Source organism: Sorangium sp. KYC3313 (assembly GCF_052075895.1).
GTDB classification, from domain to species: domain Bacteria; phylum Myxococcota_A; class Polyangia; order Polyangiales; family Polyangiaceae; genus Sorangium; species Sorangium cellulosum_B.
Genome location: NZ_CP197255.1, coordinates 7,572,125 through 7,590,221 on the forward strand (window position 1 = coordinate 7,572,125; position 18,097 = coordinate 7,590,221).

15 protein-coding genes are annotated in these 18,097 nt (G+C 70.5%); 7 read left to right on the forward strand and 8 right to left on the reverse strand.

Features of this window, described 5'->3' with window-relative positions; all coding sequences use genetic code 11:
- Positions 1–64: 64 nt before the first annotated feature.
- From ACSRUE_RS29210 to ACSRUE_RS29235, 6 genes are all read left to right on the forward strand, one after another.
- On the forward strand, positions 65–337 hold the full coding sequence (locus ACSRUE_RS29210; protein WP_437767517.1) for a hypothetical protein: 273 nt from the start codon (positions 65–67) through the stop codon (positions 335–337).
- 344 nt (positions 338–681) lie between these two features.
- Positions 682–1,269 carry a hypothetical protein gene (locus ACSRUE_RS29215; RefSeq protein ID WP_441286445.1) on the forward strand — a complete coding sequence of 196 codons (588 nt, stop codon included), beginning with the start codon at positions 682–684 and terminating at the stop codon, positions 1,267–1,269.
- Between the two features lie 272 nt (positions 1,270–1,541).
- Positions 1,542–2,171, forward strand: a complete 630-nt coding sequence (locus ACSRUE_RS29220) for an ATP-binding protein (RefSeq protein WP_441286446.1) — start codon at positions 1,542–1,544, stop codon at positions 2,169–2,171.
- Positions 2,168–2,734 carry a SpoIIE family protein phosphatase gene (locus ACSRUE_RS29225; RefSeq protein ID WP_437767520.1) on the forward strand — a complete coding sequence of 189 codons (567 nt, stop codon included), beginning with the start codon at positions 2,168–2,170 and terminating at the stop codon, positions 2,732–2,734. The genes ACSRUE_RS29220 and ACSRUE_RS29225 overlap by 4 nt, the downstream gene beginning before the upstream one ends.
- 7 nt (positions 2,735–2,741) lie before the next feature.
- Positions 2,742–3,308 (forward strand): STAS domain-containing protein, encoded by a 567-nt coding sequence (locus ACSRUE_RS29230; protein WP_441286447.1) that lies wholly within the window; start codon positions 2,742–2,744, stop codon positions 3,306–3,308.
- Between the two features lie 143 nt (positions 3,309–3,451).
- Positions 3,452–4,957 carry an HAD-IG family 5'-nucleotidase gene (locus tag ACSRUE_RS29235; protein ID WP_441286448.1) on the forward strand — a complete coding sequence of 502 codons (1,506 nt, stop codon included), beginning with the start codon at positions 3,452–3,454 and terminating at the stop codon, positions 4,955–4,957.
- Between the two features lie 42 nt (positions 4,958–4,999).
- Here ACSRUE_RS29235 and ACSRUE_RS29240 read toward each other — a convergent pair whose 3' ends face one another.
- Entirely contained in the window at positions 5,000–5,923 is a 924-nt protein-coding gene (locus ACSRUE_RS29240) for a tRNA dihydrouridine synthase (RefSeq protein ID WP_441286449.1), read from the reverse strand.
- 500 nt (positions 5,924–6,423) lie between these two features.
- On the opposite strand from ACSRUE_RS29240, the gene ACSRUE_RS29245 reads away from it, so the two are divergent.
- Positions 6,424–8,079, forward strand: coding sequence for a serine/threonine-protein kinase (locus ACSRUE_RS29245; RefSeq protein WP_441286450.1), 1,656 nt, complete (start codon positions 6,424–6,426; stop codon positions 8,077–8,079).
- 376 nt (positions 8,080–8,455) lie between these two features.
- Here ACSRUE_RS29245 and ACSRUE_RS29250 read toward each other — a convergent pair whose 3' ends face one another.
- The 7 genes from ACSRUE_RS29250 to ilvB all read right to left on the reverse strand — a co-directional run bounded on the left by ACSRUE_RS29250 (position 8,456) and on the right by ilvB (position 18,030).
- Complete coding sequence (locus ACSRUE_RS29250; RefSeq protein ID WP_441286451.1) at positions 8,456–8,986, reverse strand: hypothetical protein; 531 nt, start codon at positions 8,984–8,986, stop codon at positions 8,456–8,458.
- Between the two features lie 1,007 nt (positions 8,987–9,993).
- Positions 9,994–11,058 (reverse strand): 3-isopropylmalate dehydrogenase, encoded by a 1,065-nt coding sequence (gene leuB / locus ACSRUE_RS29255; RefSeq protein ID WP_437300774.1) that lies wholly within the window; start codon positions 11,056–11,058, stop codon positions 9,994–9,996.
- Positions 11,055–12,701 (reverse strand): citramalate synthase, encoded by a 1,647-nt coding sequence (cimA, locus tag ACSRUE_RS29260; RefSeq protein WP_441286452.1) that lies wholly within the window; start codon positions 12,699–12,701, stop codon positions 11,055–11,057. Before cimA ends, leuB begins: the two co-directional genes overlap by 4 nt.
- Positions 12,702–12,785: 84 nt before the next feature.
- On the reverse strand, positions 12,786–14,480 hold the full coding sequence (locus tag ACSRUE_RS29265; RefSeq protein WP_437767527.1) for a 2-isopropylmalate synthase: 1,695 nt from the start codon (positions 14,478–14,480) through the stop codon (positions 12,786–12,788).
- A 34-nt stretch (positions 14,481–14,514) separates the two neighbouring features.
- Positions 14,515–15,528 carry a ketol-acid reductoisomerase gene (gene ilvC, locus ACSRUE_RS29270; protein ID WP_012236362.1) on the reverse strand — a complete coding sequence of 338 codons (1,014 nt, stop codon included), beginning with the start codon at positions 15,526–15,528 and terminating at the stop codon, positions 14,515–14,517.
- Positions 15,529–15,634: 106 nt separating this feature from the next.
- On the reverse strand, positions 15,635–16,183 hold the full coding sequence (gene ilvN / locus ACSRUE_RS29275; RefSeq protein ID WP_437300770.1) for an acetolactate synthase small subunit: 549 nt from the start codon (positions 16,181–16,183) through the stop codon (positions 15,635–15,637).
- Positions 16,184–16,320: 137 nt separating this feature from the next.
- A complete protein-coding gene (gene ilvB / locus ACSRUE_RS29280) occupies positions 16,321–18,030 on the reverse strand; it encodes a biosynthetic-type acetolactate synthase large subunit (RefSeq protein ID WP_437767528.1) in 1,710 nt (569 codons plus the stop codon).
- Between the last annotated feature and the right edge of the window lie 67 nt (positions 18,031–18,097).

Consider the following 18,097-nt stretch of genomic DNA (forward strand, 5'->3'; position numbering starts at 1 on the left):
CGACTCGGAGAAAAACGTCGCCACAAACTGTACGGCCGTTCAGGCGGTGGCTACGGTGTGCGCCATGACCAACAAGGACCTCGCTCCGTATCTTCTCCGGACGCTGGTTGCCCTCCAGAGCGAGGGCAAGACGGTGACCCTCGACACCTTGACCACGGCCCTTCAGGTGCGTCGGACCGACGTTCGCCGGGCGATCACCGCCCTGCACCGCGAGGGGTATCTCGACGTCCTCCGCATGCGGCTGACGCTCCGCGGGCTCGCCCTCGGCGCGGCCTTTGCGGCGTCGCAGCTCCGCCCGTTGCGCCGCGCGTCGCTCCGCGCCGTCAAGGCTGCTTGAGCTCACCCACAGGGCCGCCACCCTGGCGCGGCCGTGAGCGGCGAGTCGACCTCTACCCGAGCGCGAGGCCCATGCGCGCGGACGGAGGGTCCCGACATGATCTCTCGATGCGTTTCAGATCTTGCCAGCATTTCATTTGATAAAACGGCAAATTCACACCGGACGCGCGCGGCCCCAGCCAGGGATCCGGCGCCCGGTCGCGAGCGCCGACCGGCGCAGGAACACCTGGTTTCTCCGGCCTGCGCGGGCCACTGTGCGTGGAAGACGTTGACATTCCGAGGGATTCATGAGACGGCGGCTGCGTGATATCCGATGTCGAGATCGAGAATGAGATTCGTGCTTCCGTGGCCGAGTTCCTGGAGGGCATGAGAGCGCTGGTCCGTAAGGACGTTCTCCGGACCGCCGCGCGGTACCTGCAAGTCGACATCAGCGCTGGGCTATCGACCGGGCCGGCCGCGACTCCCGCCAAGCCGGTCCGGAAGGGCGAGCGCGCTCCGGCGCCGAGCCGCCCGGCCGCGCCTCCCCCCCGCAGCGCCCCGTCGCCCAAGAAGCCGAAGCGCGCTGCGCCGCGCAAGAAGGCCGCCGCGCCGCGGACGCGCGGAGGTGGCGCGCGTCCGGCCGTCGCTGCGCCGAAGTCGCGCGCCGCGCGCGCCCCGGCGCCCGCCGTCGCGGCCCCCGTGAAAGCCGCCGAACAGCCCGCTCCGGCGAGCCCGGTGAACCCCGCGAGCCTGTCGTCCGGGAGCTCCGGGGACGAGATCGCCGAGGCGCTGCTCGCCCATGTGGAGATCGAGCCTGGGCAAGGGATCGACGACCTTGCGTTGGCGATGGGGACCCCTGCGGCGGAGCTCCAGGAGCCACTCAAGAAGCTCCTTGCGGAGAACAAGATCACCGAGGAGCTGCGTCAAGGCCAGGCCTCGTACTACCCGGCCTGAGCGACCTCGGTGGGCCGGTCAGCCAGGCATGAGCGTTGCTTGGAGCCGGCCGAGCATTGGTTGGCGCCGGCCGCCGTCCGTCCGGTCAGAGCGGGCACGGGCCGGGCGACGCCCTGCGTGATGCGGGCGATGGACCGAGCGGGCCCTGCTGGCGCTGCCCTTCAGGAACTCGGCGGTTTCGGCCTCACGGCTGGCGAACCCGGCGATGCCATCGCCGCGGACTCGACGCGGACCCGGGGCCCCGGTACCCTGCCGGTCCAGGCGCTTTCCGGATGACTCCCGCGCACGAACAGATTCTCAACGTCCTGCTCGGCTATCTCTCGGCGATGAACGCAGAGGGAGTCCTGCTCCGGGCCATGCGGGAGGCGGAGATCCAGCCCGAGGCGTTCTCGCTCGACGACCTCCCCGACATCCTTCCGAGCATCGAGCGCCGAGCCCGCCTCTATGTGGATCCGATGCGGCTCGGTCGGCTCAGGTCGGAAATTTCGGCGATTGGCGGCGATCGACCTTCGCGGCGCTCGAAGGTCATGGTCATCCACGTGGAGGCCGACATCAGCGAGGCGCGCTTGAGCGCGAAGGCCGTTTGCGATGCGGCCGGCGCAAAGAGCTTCACGTCGCACAAGGTCGCGACCATCGTCAGCGAGCTCGCGCGAAACATCGTCCATTATACCCCTGGCGGGACGATCGAGCTCGCGGTGCAGCGCGACAGCCCGGTCCGCTTCCTCATCGTCGCCGTGGACGAGGGCGCAGGCATCCAGAACCTGCAGGAGATCCTCGCCGGGCGCTACAAGAGCAAGACCGGTATGGGGCGCGGCATCATCGGGGTCAAGCGGCTGGCCGATCGCTTTCATATCGACTCGGGGCCGAAGGGCACGCGGGTGGAGATCGAGGTCCACCTGTGAAGCTCTCCGTGGAGTACTCGATCCTCCCCAAGGACGGAGAGCTCGTGAGCGGCGACGCCGCGTTCGTGCGGGCAGGGGAAGACGGCGTCGTCTTCGCGGTCATCGACGCCCTCGGCCACGGGGAGCACGCGGCGGCCGCGGCGAACGTCGCGCTCAAGGTGCTCGCCGACGCGCCGAGCGGCGAGGACGTCCGCGCCCTCGTCGATCGCCTCCACGTGCGGCTCCGCGGCACCCGCGGCGCCGCCGGCATGATCTGTCGCTTCCGGGAGGGGCGGCTCCAGGGCTGCGGCATCGGCAACGTCGAGCTGATGTCGCACGGCACGCGCGTGCAGTGGCTCCAGAGCCCGGGCATCCTCGGCGCATCGCTCAGCAAGGTCCGGATCTTCGATGCGCAGCTCGCGCGGGGCGACCGGCTCGTCGTGTTCACCGACGGGGTCTCCCCTCGCTTCGATCTATCGCTGTTTCGTGGAATGAAGGCCGCGGATGCCTGCCGCGCCCTCATGAGCCGACACCGGCGCTCGCACGATGACTCAACGGTCTTGATCGCCGACATCGAACCTTAGGATGACCATGGAGCTCAAGCGCCTTCCCATCATCAACCTGTGGGACCGGATCCTGGTGCCCATCCAGGGGGACGTGACCGATGACCTCGCGGAGCAGCTGAACACCGAGGTGCTTCGGGCCATCCACGAGAGCGGCGCGAAGGGGCTGGTCATCGATCTCACGGCCGTCTGGATCATGGATAGCCACCTGTGCGCGGTGCTCTCGAACCTGGCCTCCGCCGCGCGGCTCATGGGCACACCGACCATCCTGTCCGGGCTGAGCCCCGAGATAGCGATGACGCTCCAGGCCATGGGGGTCGAGCTCGAGGCCGTGAAGACGGCGCTGACGCTCGAGCAGGCGCTCACGATGCTCGGGCTCGAGGTGCGCCGGGCCGAGGCGCGCGACGAGGACGACGACGACGAGGACGACGACGACCTGTTCGACGACGAGGACGACGAGGACGAGGAAGACGACGGGTGGGAGGCGGACGATCGCGGCGACTCCCGTCGAGCGCCGACGAACGGGCGGTCCGCTCGGCCCGCGACGAGCGTCGATCGGCGGCAGAGCGCGAAGAGCCGGCTCAGGCGCCGCTGAGGCCGCGCGAGCGCGTCCACGACGATCGCGACGACGTCGACACGCCGAACACGCCCTCCTGACGGCGGGGTGACGGTGATTGTCCGGGTGGGCAACGCCGTGGGTCCCTGGTATGCCTCACGACCGCTCTCCGGGCGATCACCATGGACAAGCTGGATTGCCTCGCCGCCCCGCCGCCCAAACAGCGGGGGATTTTCTGCAACCGGACGCTGAATCTCCGTTCGATCAAGGCGATCGGATACGACATGGATTACACGCTGATCCACTACCGGGTGGAGGCGTGGGAGCGTCGGGCCTATGAGCACCTCCGGCATCGTCTGGAGAGCGAGGGCTGGCCGGTCGGGGACCTGACGTTCGAGCCGGACCTCGTGATCCGAGGGCTCATCCTGGACACCGAGCTCGGCAACCTGCTCAAGGTGAATCGGTTCGGCTACGTGAAGCGGGCCTTCCATGGGACGAAGCCGATCGACTTCGAGACCCAGCGCGCGACCTACGCGCGGACGATCGTCGACCTCGCGGACGGGCGCTACGTCTTCCTGAACACGCTCTTCTCTCTGTCGGAGGGGTGCATGTACGCGAAGCTGGTCGATCTGCTCGATCAGCGCCGGCTGCCCGAGGTGCTCGGCTACAGCGACCTCTATCGCCGCGTGAAGGATCGCCTCGACGCGACGCACATGGAGGGGCAGCTGAAGGCCGAGATCATCGGGGATCCGGACCGGTTCGTGCCGCTCGATCCGGAGATCCCGCTCACGCTGCTCGACCAGCGGGAGGCGGGCAAGAAGCTCGTCCTGATCACGAACTCGGAGTGGGTCTACACGCGCGCGATGATGAGCTACGCGTTCGACCGCTTCCTGCCGGGCGGCATGACGTGGCGCGATCTGTTCGACGTGGTCATCGTCTCCGCGCGGAAGCCGGAGTTCTTCTCGAGCCGCAGCCCGCTCTTCGAGGTGGTCACGGAGGACGGCCTCCTGCGCCCGGCCGGCCGGTTGCGCGTGGGCGGGCACTACCTGGGCGGCAACGCGGGGCTCGTCGAGCACCACCTGGGGCTGTCCGGCGACGAGATCCTCTACATCGGCGATCACATCTATGGGGATGTGCATGTGTCGAAGAGCGCCTTGCGGTGGCGGACGGCGCTCATCATCCGGGAGCTCGAGGACGAGATCCTCGCGATCGAGGAGGCGCGCGGGGCCGAGGCGCGCCTCGATCTCTGGATGCGGGAGAAGGAGGACGCGGAGCGCGTCTATGCCAGGCTGCGCCTGGAGCTCCAGCGGATGCGCGCCGGCTACGGGCCGGTCGCCGGGGCGACGGAGGGCGAGATCCAGGCGAAGATGAACGAGCTCAAGGCGAGCCTGGCGGCGCTCGACGCGCGGATCGCGCCGCTCGCGAAGGCGTCGGCCGAGACGTTGAACCCGAGGTGGGGGCTGCTCCTCCGCACGGGCAACGACAAGAGCCACCTGGCCCGGCAGATCGAGCGCTCGGCGGACATCTACACGTCCCGCGTCTCCAACTTTCTCCTGGCGACGCCCCACGTGCTGCTCCGCTCGCACCGCGGGAGCCTGCCGCACGATCCCATGGGCGCGCCGCCGGGCGCCGAGCGGCAGAACGGCGAGCCCGCCCCGGTCGACGACGCGACGCCCGTGGGCATGTAGGCGCCGCCGCCGCCGGCCTGCCGCGCCTCAGGCTGCCGCGCCTCAGGCCGCGAGCCGCTGCGCGGCGCTGTCGAGGATGTCGAGGCACCCCGACAGGCTGTCGCAGAAGAGCAGCTCGCGCCGGAGGGCCGACGCCCCGGGGAGGCCGCGGAGATAGCCGGTCAGGTGGCGCCGGGTCACGCGCACGCCGTGCGGCTCGCCGCGCGCCTCGGTGTTCGCGATGAGGTGCGCGCGGCACAGGGCGAGCCGCTCCTCGGCCGTCGGCGGCGGGAGGTGCACGCCATCGTCGAGGAGGGCCCGGGCCTCGCGGAAGATCCAGGGGTGGTCGATGGCGGCGCGGCCGACCATCACGCCGGCGCACCCCGTCTCGCGGAGGGCGCGGGCCGCGTCGTCAGCGGTCTTGATGTCGCCGTTCACCACGACAGGGATGGACACGGCCTCGCGCGCCCGGGCGGCCCAGCCCCAGTCGGCCGCGCCGCTGTGCCCCATCTGGGCCGTGCGGCAGTGGATCGTGAGCGCGGCGACGCCGGCGTCCTCGAGGCGGCGCGCGAGGTCGACGATCGGCATATGGGACTCCGGCCCCCAGCCGATGCGCGTCTTCACCGTGACCGGGAGCGCGACCGAGCGCGTCACGAGCCGGGCCATCGCCACCATCGCCTCCGGATCGCGGAGCCAGCCCGCGCCCGCGCCTCGTCCGGCGATCTTCGGCACCCAGCAGCCGCAGTTGATGTCCAGGAACGCCGGTCCGGCCTGCTCGGAGACGCGCGCGGCCTCGGCGAGGCGCTCCGGGTTGGCGCCGTAGATCTGGATCGCCGTCGGCTGATCGCCGTCGGCCAGGGCGAGCTTGCGCCGCGCGGTCTTGCACCCGCGCAGCAGCCCCTCGACGTTGACGAACTCCGTCACGCACAGCTCGGCGCCGAGCTCCCGGCCGATGCGGCGGAACACGGCGTCCGTCACGTCCTCCATGGGCGCGAGGACGACGGGGCGGCTTGCGAACAGCCGGCGAAAGCTTTCGGGCGAGAGCGGCACAGTGGCGAGCTTTCAAGCATGGATCCGGCCGGTTGACCAGGGCGACCGCCGTGGCCCGAGGCGTGAGGGCCCGCTGAGCTCGAGCCCGCGGCGCCGAGGCGCGAGCGGCGCCCGGCGCCTGACCGGCGCCGCGGGCCGGCGGCCAAGGCGACGAGCGAGACCCGAGCCCCCAGCCGCCCCGGTCACCTCGCCGCGCCTCGGCGTCCCGCCACGCCGCTCCCCCGAGGCGCTGACAGGATTCATGACCTCACGGGCATGTGTGTACACGGCGGACGAACACGGCATGTGGGGTGGCGAACGGTCATGTTGGTACGACATCCGGGGTGGGAGACGGCGGGCAGCGCAGCCCGGCATCGTGGCCGAGGAAACCTGCCGCACGAGAAGCCAACAACGCTCGCTTGACGTTCGGCGTGGCTCTGGCGACCCTCGAGATTGCCATGAAGCGTGCGCTGCTCCGAGAGGCTCTCCGCGCTGAGCGCTCGGCCGCGGCGCGCACGCTCAGAGAGCGCGAGACTCGCCCGCTCGGCACGCGGCGCAGCGCTCCGGGCGTCCACGACGCGGAGAGCGTCCGTCGCGCGGTCCGCCGCGCTTTCCGCGTCGCGCTCTGGATATGGCCGGCGTTCACGCTTGTCGACGTGTTCATGGCGACCGTGCTGTACCCCGCGGCGCCGGTGTGGCGCTGCATCGTCCTGCGCGTCGTCGAGCAGGCGCTCTCCCTCGCCGTGTACCGGCTCTCGGGGCGCCCGACGCTCTCGGGGCGCGTCGTGCTCCTCGGGTACGAGGCCGCGTTTCTCACCGCCGCGATCTTCATCTCGCTGATGGCGCTCGATTTCGGCGGCCTGACGAGCGCGTACATGCACGGGCTCTCCATCGTCGTGCTGCTCCGCACGGCGCTCGTGCCCGCGCCGTTCAGCAAGGCCCTCCTCGCCTCCGCGCCGATGTTCCTCGCCTTCCCGGCGACGATGGGCATCGCCGCGATCTTCTCCCCGTCCATCCAGGCGGCGTGGCTCGATCCGACGACGCTGCTCACGGCCGCGAGCCATTACATCTTCGTCCCTGCCTCGGGGGTGATCGGGGCGCTGTCGAGCCACGTCGTGTGGGCCGCGCAGCAGCAGGTCTATCAGGCGCGCAAGCTGGGCCGGTACCGGCTCGAGGCGCCGATCGGCAAAGGGGGGATGAGCGAGGTCTGGCTCGCGTGGGACGAGACGCTCCACCGCGACGTCGCCCTCAAGCTCCTCCGGACGCGGGACGCGCCGGACCCGGCGGTGCCGAAGCGCTTCGAGCAAGAGGCGCACGCGGCGAGCAAGCTCAGCGATCCGCACACCATCCGGATCTTCGACTTCGGAGCGAGCGACGACGGCATCTACTACATCGCCATGGAGCACCTGCGCGGGGCCGATCTCGCCGCGATCGTGCGCAGCTACGGCCCCATGCCCGTGGCGCGCGCCCTGCGCTTCGCCCTGCAGGCCTGCCGCTCGCTCATCGAGGCGCACGAGGCCGGGATCATCCACCGGGACATCAAGCCGCAGAACCTCTTCGTCACCCGCGTTGGCGACGATCACGACTTCCTCAAGCTGCTCGACTTCGGCGTCGCGCGGATGGTCGAGGGCGGCCCCGACGCCGAGCTCACGAACAGCGGGATGCTCTGCGGGACGCCCGCCTACATGGCACCGGAGGTGTGTCGTGGCGATCGGGCGGATGCGCGCAGCGACATCTACTCGCTCGGGGGCACGCTCTACTTCCTGCTCACCGGGGAGCTGCCGTTCGAGGGCTCGTCGTCGGGGCAGCTCTTCGTCGCCCACATGACGAAGGCGCCTTTCGCGCCGTCGGTGCGGCGCGGCCAGACCGTCCCTCGCGCGGTCGACCGCCTCGTCCTGCGGTGCCTCGCCAAGGACCCGCGTCACCGTTTCCAGAGCGCGCGGGCGCTGTTCGATGCGCTCCTCCCGCTGCTCGACGAGTCCGCCTGGACCGCGGCCGACGCGGAGCGCTTCTGGGTGACCGAGCGCGCGGAGAAGCTCGGCCGCCCGGAAGCGCCGCCCGAGCGCCCCACCGCGGCGCGCGGGGGCTCGACGCGGACGGCCTCCGCTCGATAGAGCCAGCGCACCGTCGCGCCGCGCCGCGCGGCCTCCTGTCTCACCTGCATGGGGGTCACGTGGCGGTGTTACATGAGGATCCGCTTCCTCGTAAGCCGCGTCCCGAGCCTCGTCGAGGCCGACGCCTGAGCCCGGGTACCCAGGGACCGCTCGCCGACCCGTGCGGGCGATCCGGGGGCACCGCGGTGGCGGTCGAGGCCCCTCCGCGGCCGCGTGAGGGAGCCTCGACCGTCAGGGGCCCGTCGCTTCATCGTCCGCTCATGACCCCTTGCCGGCGTCCTGCCGTGGCGAGGACCGAGCCGCGGCGGCGCCGCACCCAGGGCGCGGAGCGGGCGTCAGCAGGGCCTTCTCGAGCGAACCGTGCTGGCGCGGCGTCCTACCAGCCGCAGCCGCCGCCCCAGCCGCCCCAGCCGCAGCCGCCGCCCCAGCCGCCGCCCCAGCCCCAGGGCCGGAAGCCCCAGCCGCCGCCCCAGCCCCAGGGCCGGAAGCCCCAGCCGCCGCCCCAGCCCCAGGGCCGGAAGCCCCAGCCGCCGCCCCAGCCCCAGGGCCGGAAGCCCCAGCCGCCGCCCCACCAGCGCGCCGCATCGGGCTTCTCGCCGACGCCCTCCTCGCCAGTCGGGATCGCCGAGCTGGGGTCCGCGGCGCCGACATCGGGCGCGCCGGGGGCCGGCGCGCTGGCGCTTGCTGCGCTGGGGTCCGTGGCTCTCTCGTCCATCGCCGGATTCGCGCTCGACTCCTGATCAGCGGAATCCGCCTCTTCGGCCTGGAACGCCTGCTTCGCCTCGTCGGTCTCACTCATCACATCGTCGGTGGGCGCGTCCGACGTCGTCGCCTCGGCCATGCAACCGGCCGCGGAGAGGGCCGTCGAGAGGGCGATGAGCGATGCGAACTTCGTCAATTGGCTCATGTTCCCGTTCTCCTGTGCACATCAATCCATGTCGAATGGAGTCATCGCCCGTCATGGCGACGAGCTCTGACACGCGGGGACCTGAGATCCCCCGCCGCACGATCATGTGTGGTGTTCGGGAGGTGATGTCGATTGCCGCAGCAAGGACACATGAGACACCATGGACGCTTTCTGCGAGGCCGTGCGCGTCGCGAGGGAAGCGTCACGCGCTCCTTCCGGGAGGGAGCGAGCCGCGGCCGCCCGGGAGAGCGCAAGCCGCGGCTGCGCGGCGCTCGCCGGCCTCCCACGTGCTCCGGCGGCTGCGCGCGCTCTCCGCAGATCCAGGGCGCCGGACTGCGATGCTGGCGAGGACCGGGCGCGGGAAGGCCTGTCCTTATGAGGCTTCGGCCGTGGTGCCTAGAGCGACAAACGGGTTGAAACCCCAGAAAAGAGCAGGAATTTGAGCCGTCAAGCGCGCCAAGGACGCCAAGATTGTGTTTTGTTCTTGGCGCGTTGGCGGCTCGTCTCTCGCTCGATCAACGTGATCGGCGTCCTGGAATGCAAACAGCTCGATCAACGGAGATGATCCGGATGGCGCGGAGCACCCAGGCGTCGGCCGCGAGCGACCGTCGCGCGGCGAAGGATGCTCCATGAAGGCTCGCGCGACCGTGTCGTTCGCCAGGATCTCCAGCGTGAAGGGTGCTGGAGGAGATCCGCGCGATTGCGTCTCCGGAGCACATGCTCCCGCGGTTCACACAGGAGTTCGTCAGGGCCATCATCGGACCCGTCCACGACACATGCTGTCCCGTCCTGGTCGATGGCCGGGGGCGAAGCGCGATGGATTCGCGCGAGGAAAGCGGTGGACTGGATAGCCTGGGAGCAACGCGTAGGAGCGGCCCGCGAAGGGGCCTTGTGTCGACGCGTCGATGGCCGTGCAGGGAAGGGGGCGAGAAGAGCGCGATCGTGACGTCGACTGCGCGCGGCGAGCCCCGGTGAGGGGCTCGCCCGAGGCCGCCTGGAGGGAGCGCTCAGCCCGCGAGCTTCGCGCGGACCGCCTCGCCCATCCCCTGGGTCGACAGCTTGCCGCCGAGGTCCGCCGTCCGTGCGCCGCCGGCGATGGCCTGCGCCACCGCGCGCTCGAGCACGGCCGCCTCCTTGTCGAGCCGCAGCGAGTGCCGGAGCAGCATCGCGGCGCTCAGGATCGTCCCGATCGGGTTGGCGAGCCCCTTGCCGGCGATGTCGGGCGCCGAGCCATGGATCGGCTCGTAGACCCCGCGCGTCCCATCGCCCAGCGACGCGCTCGGGCAGAGCCCCAGCGAGCCGGCGAGCACGGCGGCCTCGTCGGTCAGGATGTCACCGAACATGTTCTCGGTGACGATGACGTCGAACGCCGCGGCCGAGGTGATGAGCCGCATCGCGCACGAGTCGACGAGCTGGTGCTCGATGCGGATCTCCGGGTGGCGGGCGGCGACCTCGGTCGCCACCGTGCGCCAGAGCCGCGACGACTCGAGGACGTTCGCCTTGTCGACGGACGTGACGAGGCGCCTGCGCGACGACGCGAGGCGGAACGCGAGCTCGACGACGCGCTGGATCTCCTCGTCCGTGTACTCGAGCGTGTCGACCGCGCGCCGGCGCCCGTTCACCTCCTCGCGGAGGCGCGGCTTGCCGAAGTAGAGCCCGCCCGTCAGCTCACGGACGACCAGGATGTCGACGTCCGCGAGCCGCTCCGCCTTGAGGGGAGAGGCCTGGATGAGCTCCGGGAACAGGCGGATCGGCCGCAGGTTGGCGTACAGGCCGAGCCCCTGGCGCAGCGCGAGCAGCCCCTGCTCGGGGCGGACGCTCGCGCTCGGGTTGTCCCACTTGGGGCCGCCGACGGCGCCGAGCAGGACGGCATCCGCCGCGCGGCACGCGTCGAGCGTCTCCTGCGTCAGCGCCGTGCCGGTCGCGTCGATGGCGCAACCGCCGATGAGGTGCTCCGAGTAGCTGAAGCTGTGGCCGAACTGGGCGGCGACAGCGTCGAGGGTGGCGCGGGTTTCGGCGACCACTTCGACGCCGATGCCGTCGCCGGGCAAAAGAACGATATTGGCCTTCATGCGACCTCGCTGGCAGGCAACGTGGATGTGTACTGCTGTGGCTCTCTCGCTGCGAGCGTGAGCCCATACTCGATCCCGTCCGCGAGCGCATGCCAGGACGCATCGATGATGTTCGTCGACGCGCCGACGGTGCTCCACTGGCGATGCGCGTCGCGGCTGTTGATGAGCACGCGCGTCGTCGCCGAGGTGCCGTCGCGCCCGTCGAGGATACGGACCTTGTAGTCGACGAGCTGGATGTCACGCACGGCCGGGAACACGGGCGCGAGCGCCTTGCGGAGCGCGCCGTCGAGCGCGTTGACGGGGCCGGACCCCTCGGCCGCCGTGATCACCACCTCGTCGTCGACCGCGATCTTGATCATCGCCTCGGCGAAGGTGCCGACGCCCTCGCGCTGGCCCGCGATGACCTTGAAGTCGAGCAGCCGGAACGGCGGCTTGTAGCCCGGCGAGCTCCGGCGGAGCAGCAGCGCGACGGACGCCTCGGCCGCCTCGAACGACGAGCCTCGCGCCTCGCGCTCCTTGATCTGCTCCAGCACCTCGACCTCGGCGCCCGTCGGCACCTCGAGCCCGAACTCCTCGGCCTTGCTGAGGAGGTTGCCGCGGCCCGACAGCTCGCTGACCACGGTCCGCATCGCGTTGCCGACGAGCGCGGGATCGATGTGCTGGTAGGACGCAGGCTCGCGCCGCATCGCCGCGACGTGCACGCCGCCCTTGTGCGCGAAGGCGCTCCGCCCGACGTAGGCCATGTGATCGTCGGGGGAGAGGTTCGCCACGTCGGCGACGTAGTGCGAGAGCTCGGTGAGCCCGCGGAGCGCCCCGTCCGGGAGCGCCCTGAGGTCGAGCTTCAGCTCCAGGTTCGGGATGATCGCGCAGAGGTTCGCGTTCCCGCAGCGCTCGCCGTAGCCGTTGATGGTGCCCTGGACGTGGCGGGCGCCCCCGCGCACGGCGGCGATCGAGTTGGCGACCGCGCACTCGCCGTCGTTGTGGGCGTGGATGCCGAGCGGGTGGCCCAGCGCCGCCTTCATCTCGGCCACCACCGCCTCGATCTGCCAGGGCATCGAGCCGCCGTTCGTGTCGCAGAGCGTGACCACCTCCGCCCCGCCGCGCACGGCGGCGCGCAGCGTCTCGGTCGCGTACGACCGGTCGAGCGCGAACCCGTCGAAGAAGTGCTCGGCGTCGTAGATCACGCGGCGGCCGTTCGCGCGCAGGAAGGCGATGGTCTCCTCGATCATCCGGAGGTTCTCGTCGAGCGTCGTGCGCAGCACCGCCGTCACGTGCTGGACCGAGCTCTTGCCGAAGATCGTGCAGACGCTCGTCCCGGCGGCGAGGAGCGCGCGCAGCCCGGGGTCGTCCTCCGGGGCCAGCGAGGCCCGTCGCGTCGAGCCGAACGCGGCGATCTTCGCGTGCTTCCACTCGATGTCCTTCGCCCGCTCGAAGAACTGCGCGTCCTTCGGGTTCGAGCCAGGCCACCCGCCCTCGATGAAGGTCAGGCCGAACGCGTCGAGGTGGCGCGCGATGTGCAGCTTGTCCTCGCACGCGAGTGAGATGCCCTCGCGCTGGGTGCCGTCCCGTAGCGTTGTGTCGTAGACGTCGACGCGGTCCGAGGGGCGGGCGCCCTGCTCCGCGCCGTTATGAGGCGGATTCATAAGGTTCGACTTCCTTGGTGCAGCGAGATCGGGTCGCCGAGCTCGTCGCCCCCCTGGGGGGCCTCCTGCGCTCGGCGCACGGCCCTACCTCGCTGTATCGACGGCGGCGCCGTGGCCGCTCTGGTTGCTCTCTGACGCCGCCGCGTCGTCCTTGGGCTCGACGCCGTAGGTCGCGAGGAGCCGGTTCAGGGCGGTGAGGTACGCCTTCGCGCTGGCCACCAGGATGTCGGTGTCAGCGCCGTGGCCGTGGAAGACGCGCGCCGCGGCGTCGTGCTGCGGGTGCCGCTTGCTCGACGTCGCGTCCGCCCGGACGCGGACGCTCACCTCGCCGAGCGCGTCGATGCCCTCGGTCACCGCGTGCACCGAGAACTCGAGGAGGCTGCTCGGCACGCGGACGATCTCGTCGATCGCCCGGTAGGCGGCGTCCACCGGCCCGGTGCCGATCGCGGCGCGGACGTGCAGCGCCCCGTCCGGCCCGCGGAGGCGGACGGTGGCGGTGGGCATGCCCGTGGTCCCGCAGGCGACCTGGAGCGCGTCGAGCGTGTAGAGATCGTCGGCCTGCGCCCGCGTGGTCGAGACGATCGCCTCGATGTCGGGATCGGTGACGTGCTTCTTCTTGTCGGCGAGCGCCTTGAAGCTGGCGAACGCCGCCGCGAGCTGGGCCTCGTCGAGGTGGTAGCCGAGCTCCTCCAGCCGGTTGCGGAGCGCGTGCCTGCCCGAGTGCTTGCCGAGGACGAGCCGGGTCTGCGTCACCCCGACCATCTCCGGCCGCATGATCTCGTACGTCTCCTGGTGCTTCAGCATCCCGTCCTGGTGGATGCCGGACTCGTGCGCGAAGGCGTTGGCGCCGACGATCGCCTTGTTCGGCTGGACGTTGAAGCCCGTGGCCGCGCTGACGAGGCGGCTCACGGTGGCGATCTGGGTCGTGTCGATCCCGGTGCGCAGCCCGAAGACGGCCCGGCGCGTGGCGAGCGCCATGACGATCTCCTCGAGCGCGGTGTTGCCGGCGCGCTCGCCGATGCCGTTGATGGTCACCTCGGCCTGGCGCGCGCCCGCGCGGATGCCCTCCAGCGCGTTGGCCGTCGCGAGCCCGAGGTCGTTGTGACAGTGGACCGAGACGATGGCGCGGTCGATCCCCGGCACGTTCTGGCGGATCCCGGCGATGAGCGCGCCGAACTCGCTCGGGATGGTGTAGCCGACGGTGTCCGGGATGTTGAGCGTGGTGGCCCCGGCGGCGATCGCGGCCTCGAGCACCTGGTAGAGGAACTCCGGCTCGCTCCGGCCGGCGTCCTCGGGGCTGAACTCCACGTCGGCGCACAGGTCGCGCGCGTACGCGACCATGGCCCGCACGCGGTCGAGCACCTCCGCCCGGGTCATCCGGAGCTTGTGCTTGAGGTGGATATCGCTCGTGGCGAGGAAGGTGTGGATCCGGGGGTGCGCGGCCCGGGCGACGCCCTCCCACGCCTTGTCGATGTCGACCTTGGTGGCGCGGGCGAGGGCGCAGATGATCGGCGGGGTCGCGGCGGGGCGGCCGGGGACCGCGGCCGCGCCCACGCGCTCGGCGATCGTCTGGACGGCGAGCAGATCGTCGGGGGAAGCGGCGGGGAAGCCCGTCTCGATGACGTCGACGCCGAGCTTCGCCAGCGCGAGCGCGATCTCGAGCTTCTCCGACGATGTCATCGTCGCGCCCGGCGACTGCTCGCCGTCGCGCAGCGTCGTGTCGAAGATGCGGACGTAATCGGACGGGGGCATCGCTTGATTCGCAATCATCTCAGGCATGGTGTTCTCCGCCGCCTCCCACGAGTGGAGAGGCTCAGTCGCCGGGCTTGATGGTGACGGGATCGATGAACGGCATCATCTTGCGCAGGTTGGCGCCCACGATCTCGAGCCGCTGCTCCCGCTCCTTCGCCCGCGTCGCCTCGAACTTCGGCCGGCCCGCCTCGTTCTCCGCGATCCACTTGCGCGCGAACTCGCCGCTCTGGATCTCGGCGAGGATGCGCTTCATCTCCTCGCGCGTCTTGTCGGTGATGACCCGCGGGCCCGACACGTAGTCGCCGTGCTCGGCGGTGTCGCTGATCGAGTACCGCATGTAGTTGAGGCCGCCGCGGTACATGAGGTCGACGATGAGCTTGAGCTCGTGCAGACACTCGAAGTACGCGATCTCCGGCTGGTAGCCGGCGTTGACGAGCGTCTCGAAGCCGGCCTTCACGAGCTCGCTCGCGCCGCCGCAGAGCACCGCCTGCTCGCCGAAGAGGTCGGTCTCGGTCTCCTCCGCGAACGTCGTGAGGAGCACCCCGGCGCGCGTGGCGCCGATGCCCTTCGCGTAGGCGAGCGCCTGGGCCTCCGCCTTGCCGCTCGCGTCCTGGTGGACGGCGAGGAGGGCCGGGACGCCGCCGCCGGCCTCGAACGTCTCGCGCACCCGGTGGCCGGGGCCCTTCGGGGCGATCATCGACACGTCGACCGACGGGGGGGGCGTGATCGTGTTGAAGCGGATGTTGAACCCGTGCGCGAACATGAGCGTCTTGCCCGGGCCGAGGTGCGGCGCGATCTGCTCGTTGTAGATGCGCGCCTGCGACGTGTCGGGGGCGAGGATCATGATGACGTCGGCGGCCTTCGCGGCCTCGGACACCGTGGCCACCTGCAGCCCCGCGGCCTGCGCCTTGGGCCGGCTCTTGCTGCCCTCGGGCAGGGCGACGATCACCGTGACGCCGCTGTCGCGCAGGTTCAGCGCGTGCGCGTGCCCCTGGGAGCCATAGCCCACGATCGCGACCTTCTTGCTCTGGATGAGCGAAAGATCCGCGTCGTTATCGTAAAAAATCTTAGCCATCTCTCTCTCCTTGCAACCGGGACCCGCACCTCGCGGGCTCCCGTCCTTCACGTCCTTCACGTGTCGCGCGCGCTCTTTACACCGTCGCTACACCGCCGTCATACCGTCAGGAGGCGCCGTTCTCGGCCGTGCGCACGGGGATCGAGTCGAACCTGGCCTCGGCCTCCTCGGCGCCGCGGGTCATCACGATCATCCCTGTCCGCACCATCTCGATGATCCCGAACGGACGGAGCACATCGAGCAGGCCCTCGATCTTGTCGCCGGTCCCGGTGATCTCGATCGTCAGCGCCTCGGGGGCGACATCGACGGTGCGCGCGCGGAACACCTCGCAGAGCTGGAGCACCTGCGCCCGGCTCGTCGCGTCCGCCTTCACCTTGATGAGCGCGAGGTCGCGCGCGACGGAGGCGGTGTGGGTGACGTCCCGGACCCAGAGGGTGTTGACCAGCTTGTAGAGGTTCGCCTCCAGGCGCCGCGCCCCGTCCTCGTCCGCCTCGAGGACCAGGGTCAGGCGCGAGATCCCGGCGATGTGGGTGCGCCCGACGCTCAGCGACTCGATGTTGTAGGCGCGCCGCCGGAAGAGGGACGCGACGCGGTTGAGCACGCCGGGGCGGTCTTCGACGTAGGCGATGAACGTGCGCAGGATGGGTCGATCCATGGATGCCTCTTGAAAGTCCCTCTTGTCTGTGGTGCGCCCGGCTCCGGCCGCGGCGCGCTCGGGCGCGCCCCGCCCGTCCGACGGGCGCACGCTCACGCTGGAGCGCGCGCCCGGGGCGCGTGGGTCTGCTGGCGCGTTCACGGGTCCTCCCCGGTCTCCACGATGGGGCTCGGGCGCCGGATCATGTCGTTCAGGTCGGCGCCGGCGGGGACCATCGGATAGACGCTATCCTCCTGCTCCACGCGGAAGTCGACGACCACGGTGCCCGGCGTGGCGCGGGCGCGCTCCACGGCCCCGGCGATCTCCTCGCGCTTCGTGACGCGGATGCCGGTCAGCCCGTGGGCCTCGGCGAGCTTCACGAAATCCGGGCTGCGCATCGGGGTCGCCGAGTAGCGCCGGTTGTAGAAGAACTCCTGCCACTGCCGCACCATGCCGAGGTAGCCGTTGTTGATGACGGCCACGTGAACCTTGAGCCCCTCCTGCGCGCAGGTCGAGAGCTCGCACGCGGTCATCTGGAAGCCGCCGTCGCCCACGACCACCCAGATCTCGTCCTCCGGCTTCGCGAAGCGCGCGCCGATCGCCGCCGGCAGGGAGAAGCCCATCGTCCCGAGCCCGCCGGAGGTGATGAGCTTCCGCGGGTAATCGTGCTTGTAGTACTGCGCTTCCCACATCTGGTGCTGGCCGACGTCGGTTACCACAAGCGCCTTGCCGTCGGTGAGCCGCCAGAGGTCGTGCAACACGTGCGCGGCGTACAATTTCTCGTTGTACGGCAATTGTTGAATGTCACGGACCGCCGAGTCGCCCTTCAGCAGGGTGATGCGGTCGACCCACGGGCCGCGGTCGCGCTGCTTGCACCCGGGGATGAGCGACAGCAGCGTGTCCCGGACGTCGCCGATGAGGCCGACATCGACCTTGACATTCTTGTTGATCTCGGACCGGTCGATCTCGACGTGGATCTTCTTCGCCTTGACGGCGTAGGTCTTGAGGTTGCCGGTCACGCGGTCGTCGAAGCGCATCCCGAGCGCGATGAGGAGGTCGGCCTCCTGGATGGCGTTGTTCACCCACGCCTCGCCGTGCATCCCCATCATGCCGAGGCTGAGGGGGTGCTTCGCCGGGAAGCCGCCGAGGCCGAGCAGCGTGGAGGCGACGGGGATCCCCGTCTTCTCCACGAAGGCGAGGAGCTCGCGCGTCGCCTCGGCCCTGACGATGCCCTGACCGGCCAGGATGAGCGGCCGCTCGGCCTCGTCGATGAGGTCGATCGCCTTCTCGATGTCCGTCTGGACGGCGTGCTGCGAGGGGCGGTAGCCGGGCAAGCGGACCTCGCCCTTCGGCGGCTCGAAATCGATCGACGCCTGCTGGGCGTCCTTGGTGATGTCCACGAGCACGGGGCCCGGGCGGCCCGAGCGCGCGATGTAGAACGCCTCGCGGAGGGCGGGGGCGATGTCCTCCACGTCGGTCACGAGGTAGTTGTGCTTGGTGATGGGCAGGGTGACGCCCGTGATGTCCGTCTCCTGGAACGCGTCGGTCCCGAGCAGCTTGGAGGACACCTGCCCGGTGATACAGACGATCGGCGAGGAGTCGAGCATCGCCGTCGCGATCCCGGTGACGAGGTTCGTCGCGCCCGGCCCCGAGGTGGCGACGCACACGCCGACCTTGCCCGAGGCGCGGGCGTACCCGTCTGCCATGTGCGCCGCGCCCTGCTCGTGCCGGACGAGCACATGGCGGATCGGGTAACCGAGGATCGTGTCGTAGGCGGGCATGATCGCGCCGCCCGGATAACCAAAGACCACGTCCACGCCTTCGCGGACGAGGACTTCCCAGATAATCTGTGCACCGGTTCGTTTCATAATTCCCGACTCCATCGAGTCACGCGGGTGAAGGTGGGGCCCGTGGGGGCGCCTTGGCCGCGGGGTT

Excerpts from the sequence above, each read along its gene's own strand:
- ACSRUE_RS29220 (WP_441286446.1), top strand. The coding sequence starts at position 1,542 with ATGACTCCCGCGCACGAACAGATTCTCAACGTCCTGCTCGGCTATCTC.
- ACSRUE_RS29235 (WP_441286448.1), top strand. The coding sequence starts at position 3,452 with ATGGACAAGCTGGATTGCCTCGCCGCCCCGCCGCCCAAACAGCGGGGG.
- ACSRUE_RS29250 (WP_441286451.1), bottom strand. The coding sequence starts at position 8,986 with ATGAGCCAATTGACGAAGTTCGCATCGCTCATCGCCCTCTCGACGGCC.
- leuB (WP_437300774.1), bottom strand. The coding sequence starts at position 11,058 with ATGAAGGCCAATATCGTTCTTTTGCCCGGCGACGGCATCGGCGTCGAA.
- ilvB (WP_437767528.1), bottom strand. The coding sequence starts at position 18,030 with ATGAAACGAACCGGTGCACAGATTATCTGGGAAGTCCTCGTCCGCGAA.
- ilvC (WP_012236362.1), bottom strand. The coding sequence starts at position 15,528 with ATGGCTAAGATTTTTTACGATAACGACGCGGATCTTTCGCTCATCCAG.
- ACSRUE_RS29230 (WP_441286447.1), top strand. The coding sequence starts at position 2,742 with ATGGAGCTCAAGCGCCTTCCCATCATCAACCTGTGGGACCGGATCCTG.
- ACSRUE_RS29265 (WP_437767527.1), bottom strand. The coding sequence starts at position 14,480 with ATGCCTGAGATGATTGCGAATCAAGCGATGCCCCCGTCCGATTACGTC.
- ACSRUE_RS29210 (WP_437767517.1), top strand. The coding sequence starts at position 65 with ATGACCAACAAGGACCTCGCTCCGTATCTTCTCCGGACGCTGGTTGCC.
- ilvN (WP_437300770.1), bottom strand. The coding sequence starts at position 16,183 with ATGGATCGACCCATCCTGCGCACGTTCATCGCCTACGTCGAAGACCGC.
- cimA (WP_441286452.1), bottom strand. The coding sequence starts at position 12,701 with ATGAATCCGCCTCATAACGGCGCGGAGCAGGGCGCCCGCCCCTCGGAC.
- ACSRUE_RS29240 (WP_441286449.1), bottom strand. The coding sequence starts at position 5,923 with ATGGAGGACGTGACGGACGCCGTGTTCCGCCGCATCGGCCGGGAGCTC.
- ACSRUE_RS29245 (WP_441286450.1), top strand. The coding sequence starts at position 6,424 with ATGAAGCGTGCGCTGCTCCGAGAGGCTCTCCGCGCTGAGCGCTCGGCC.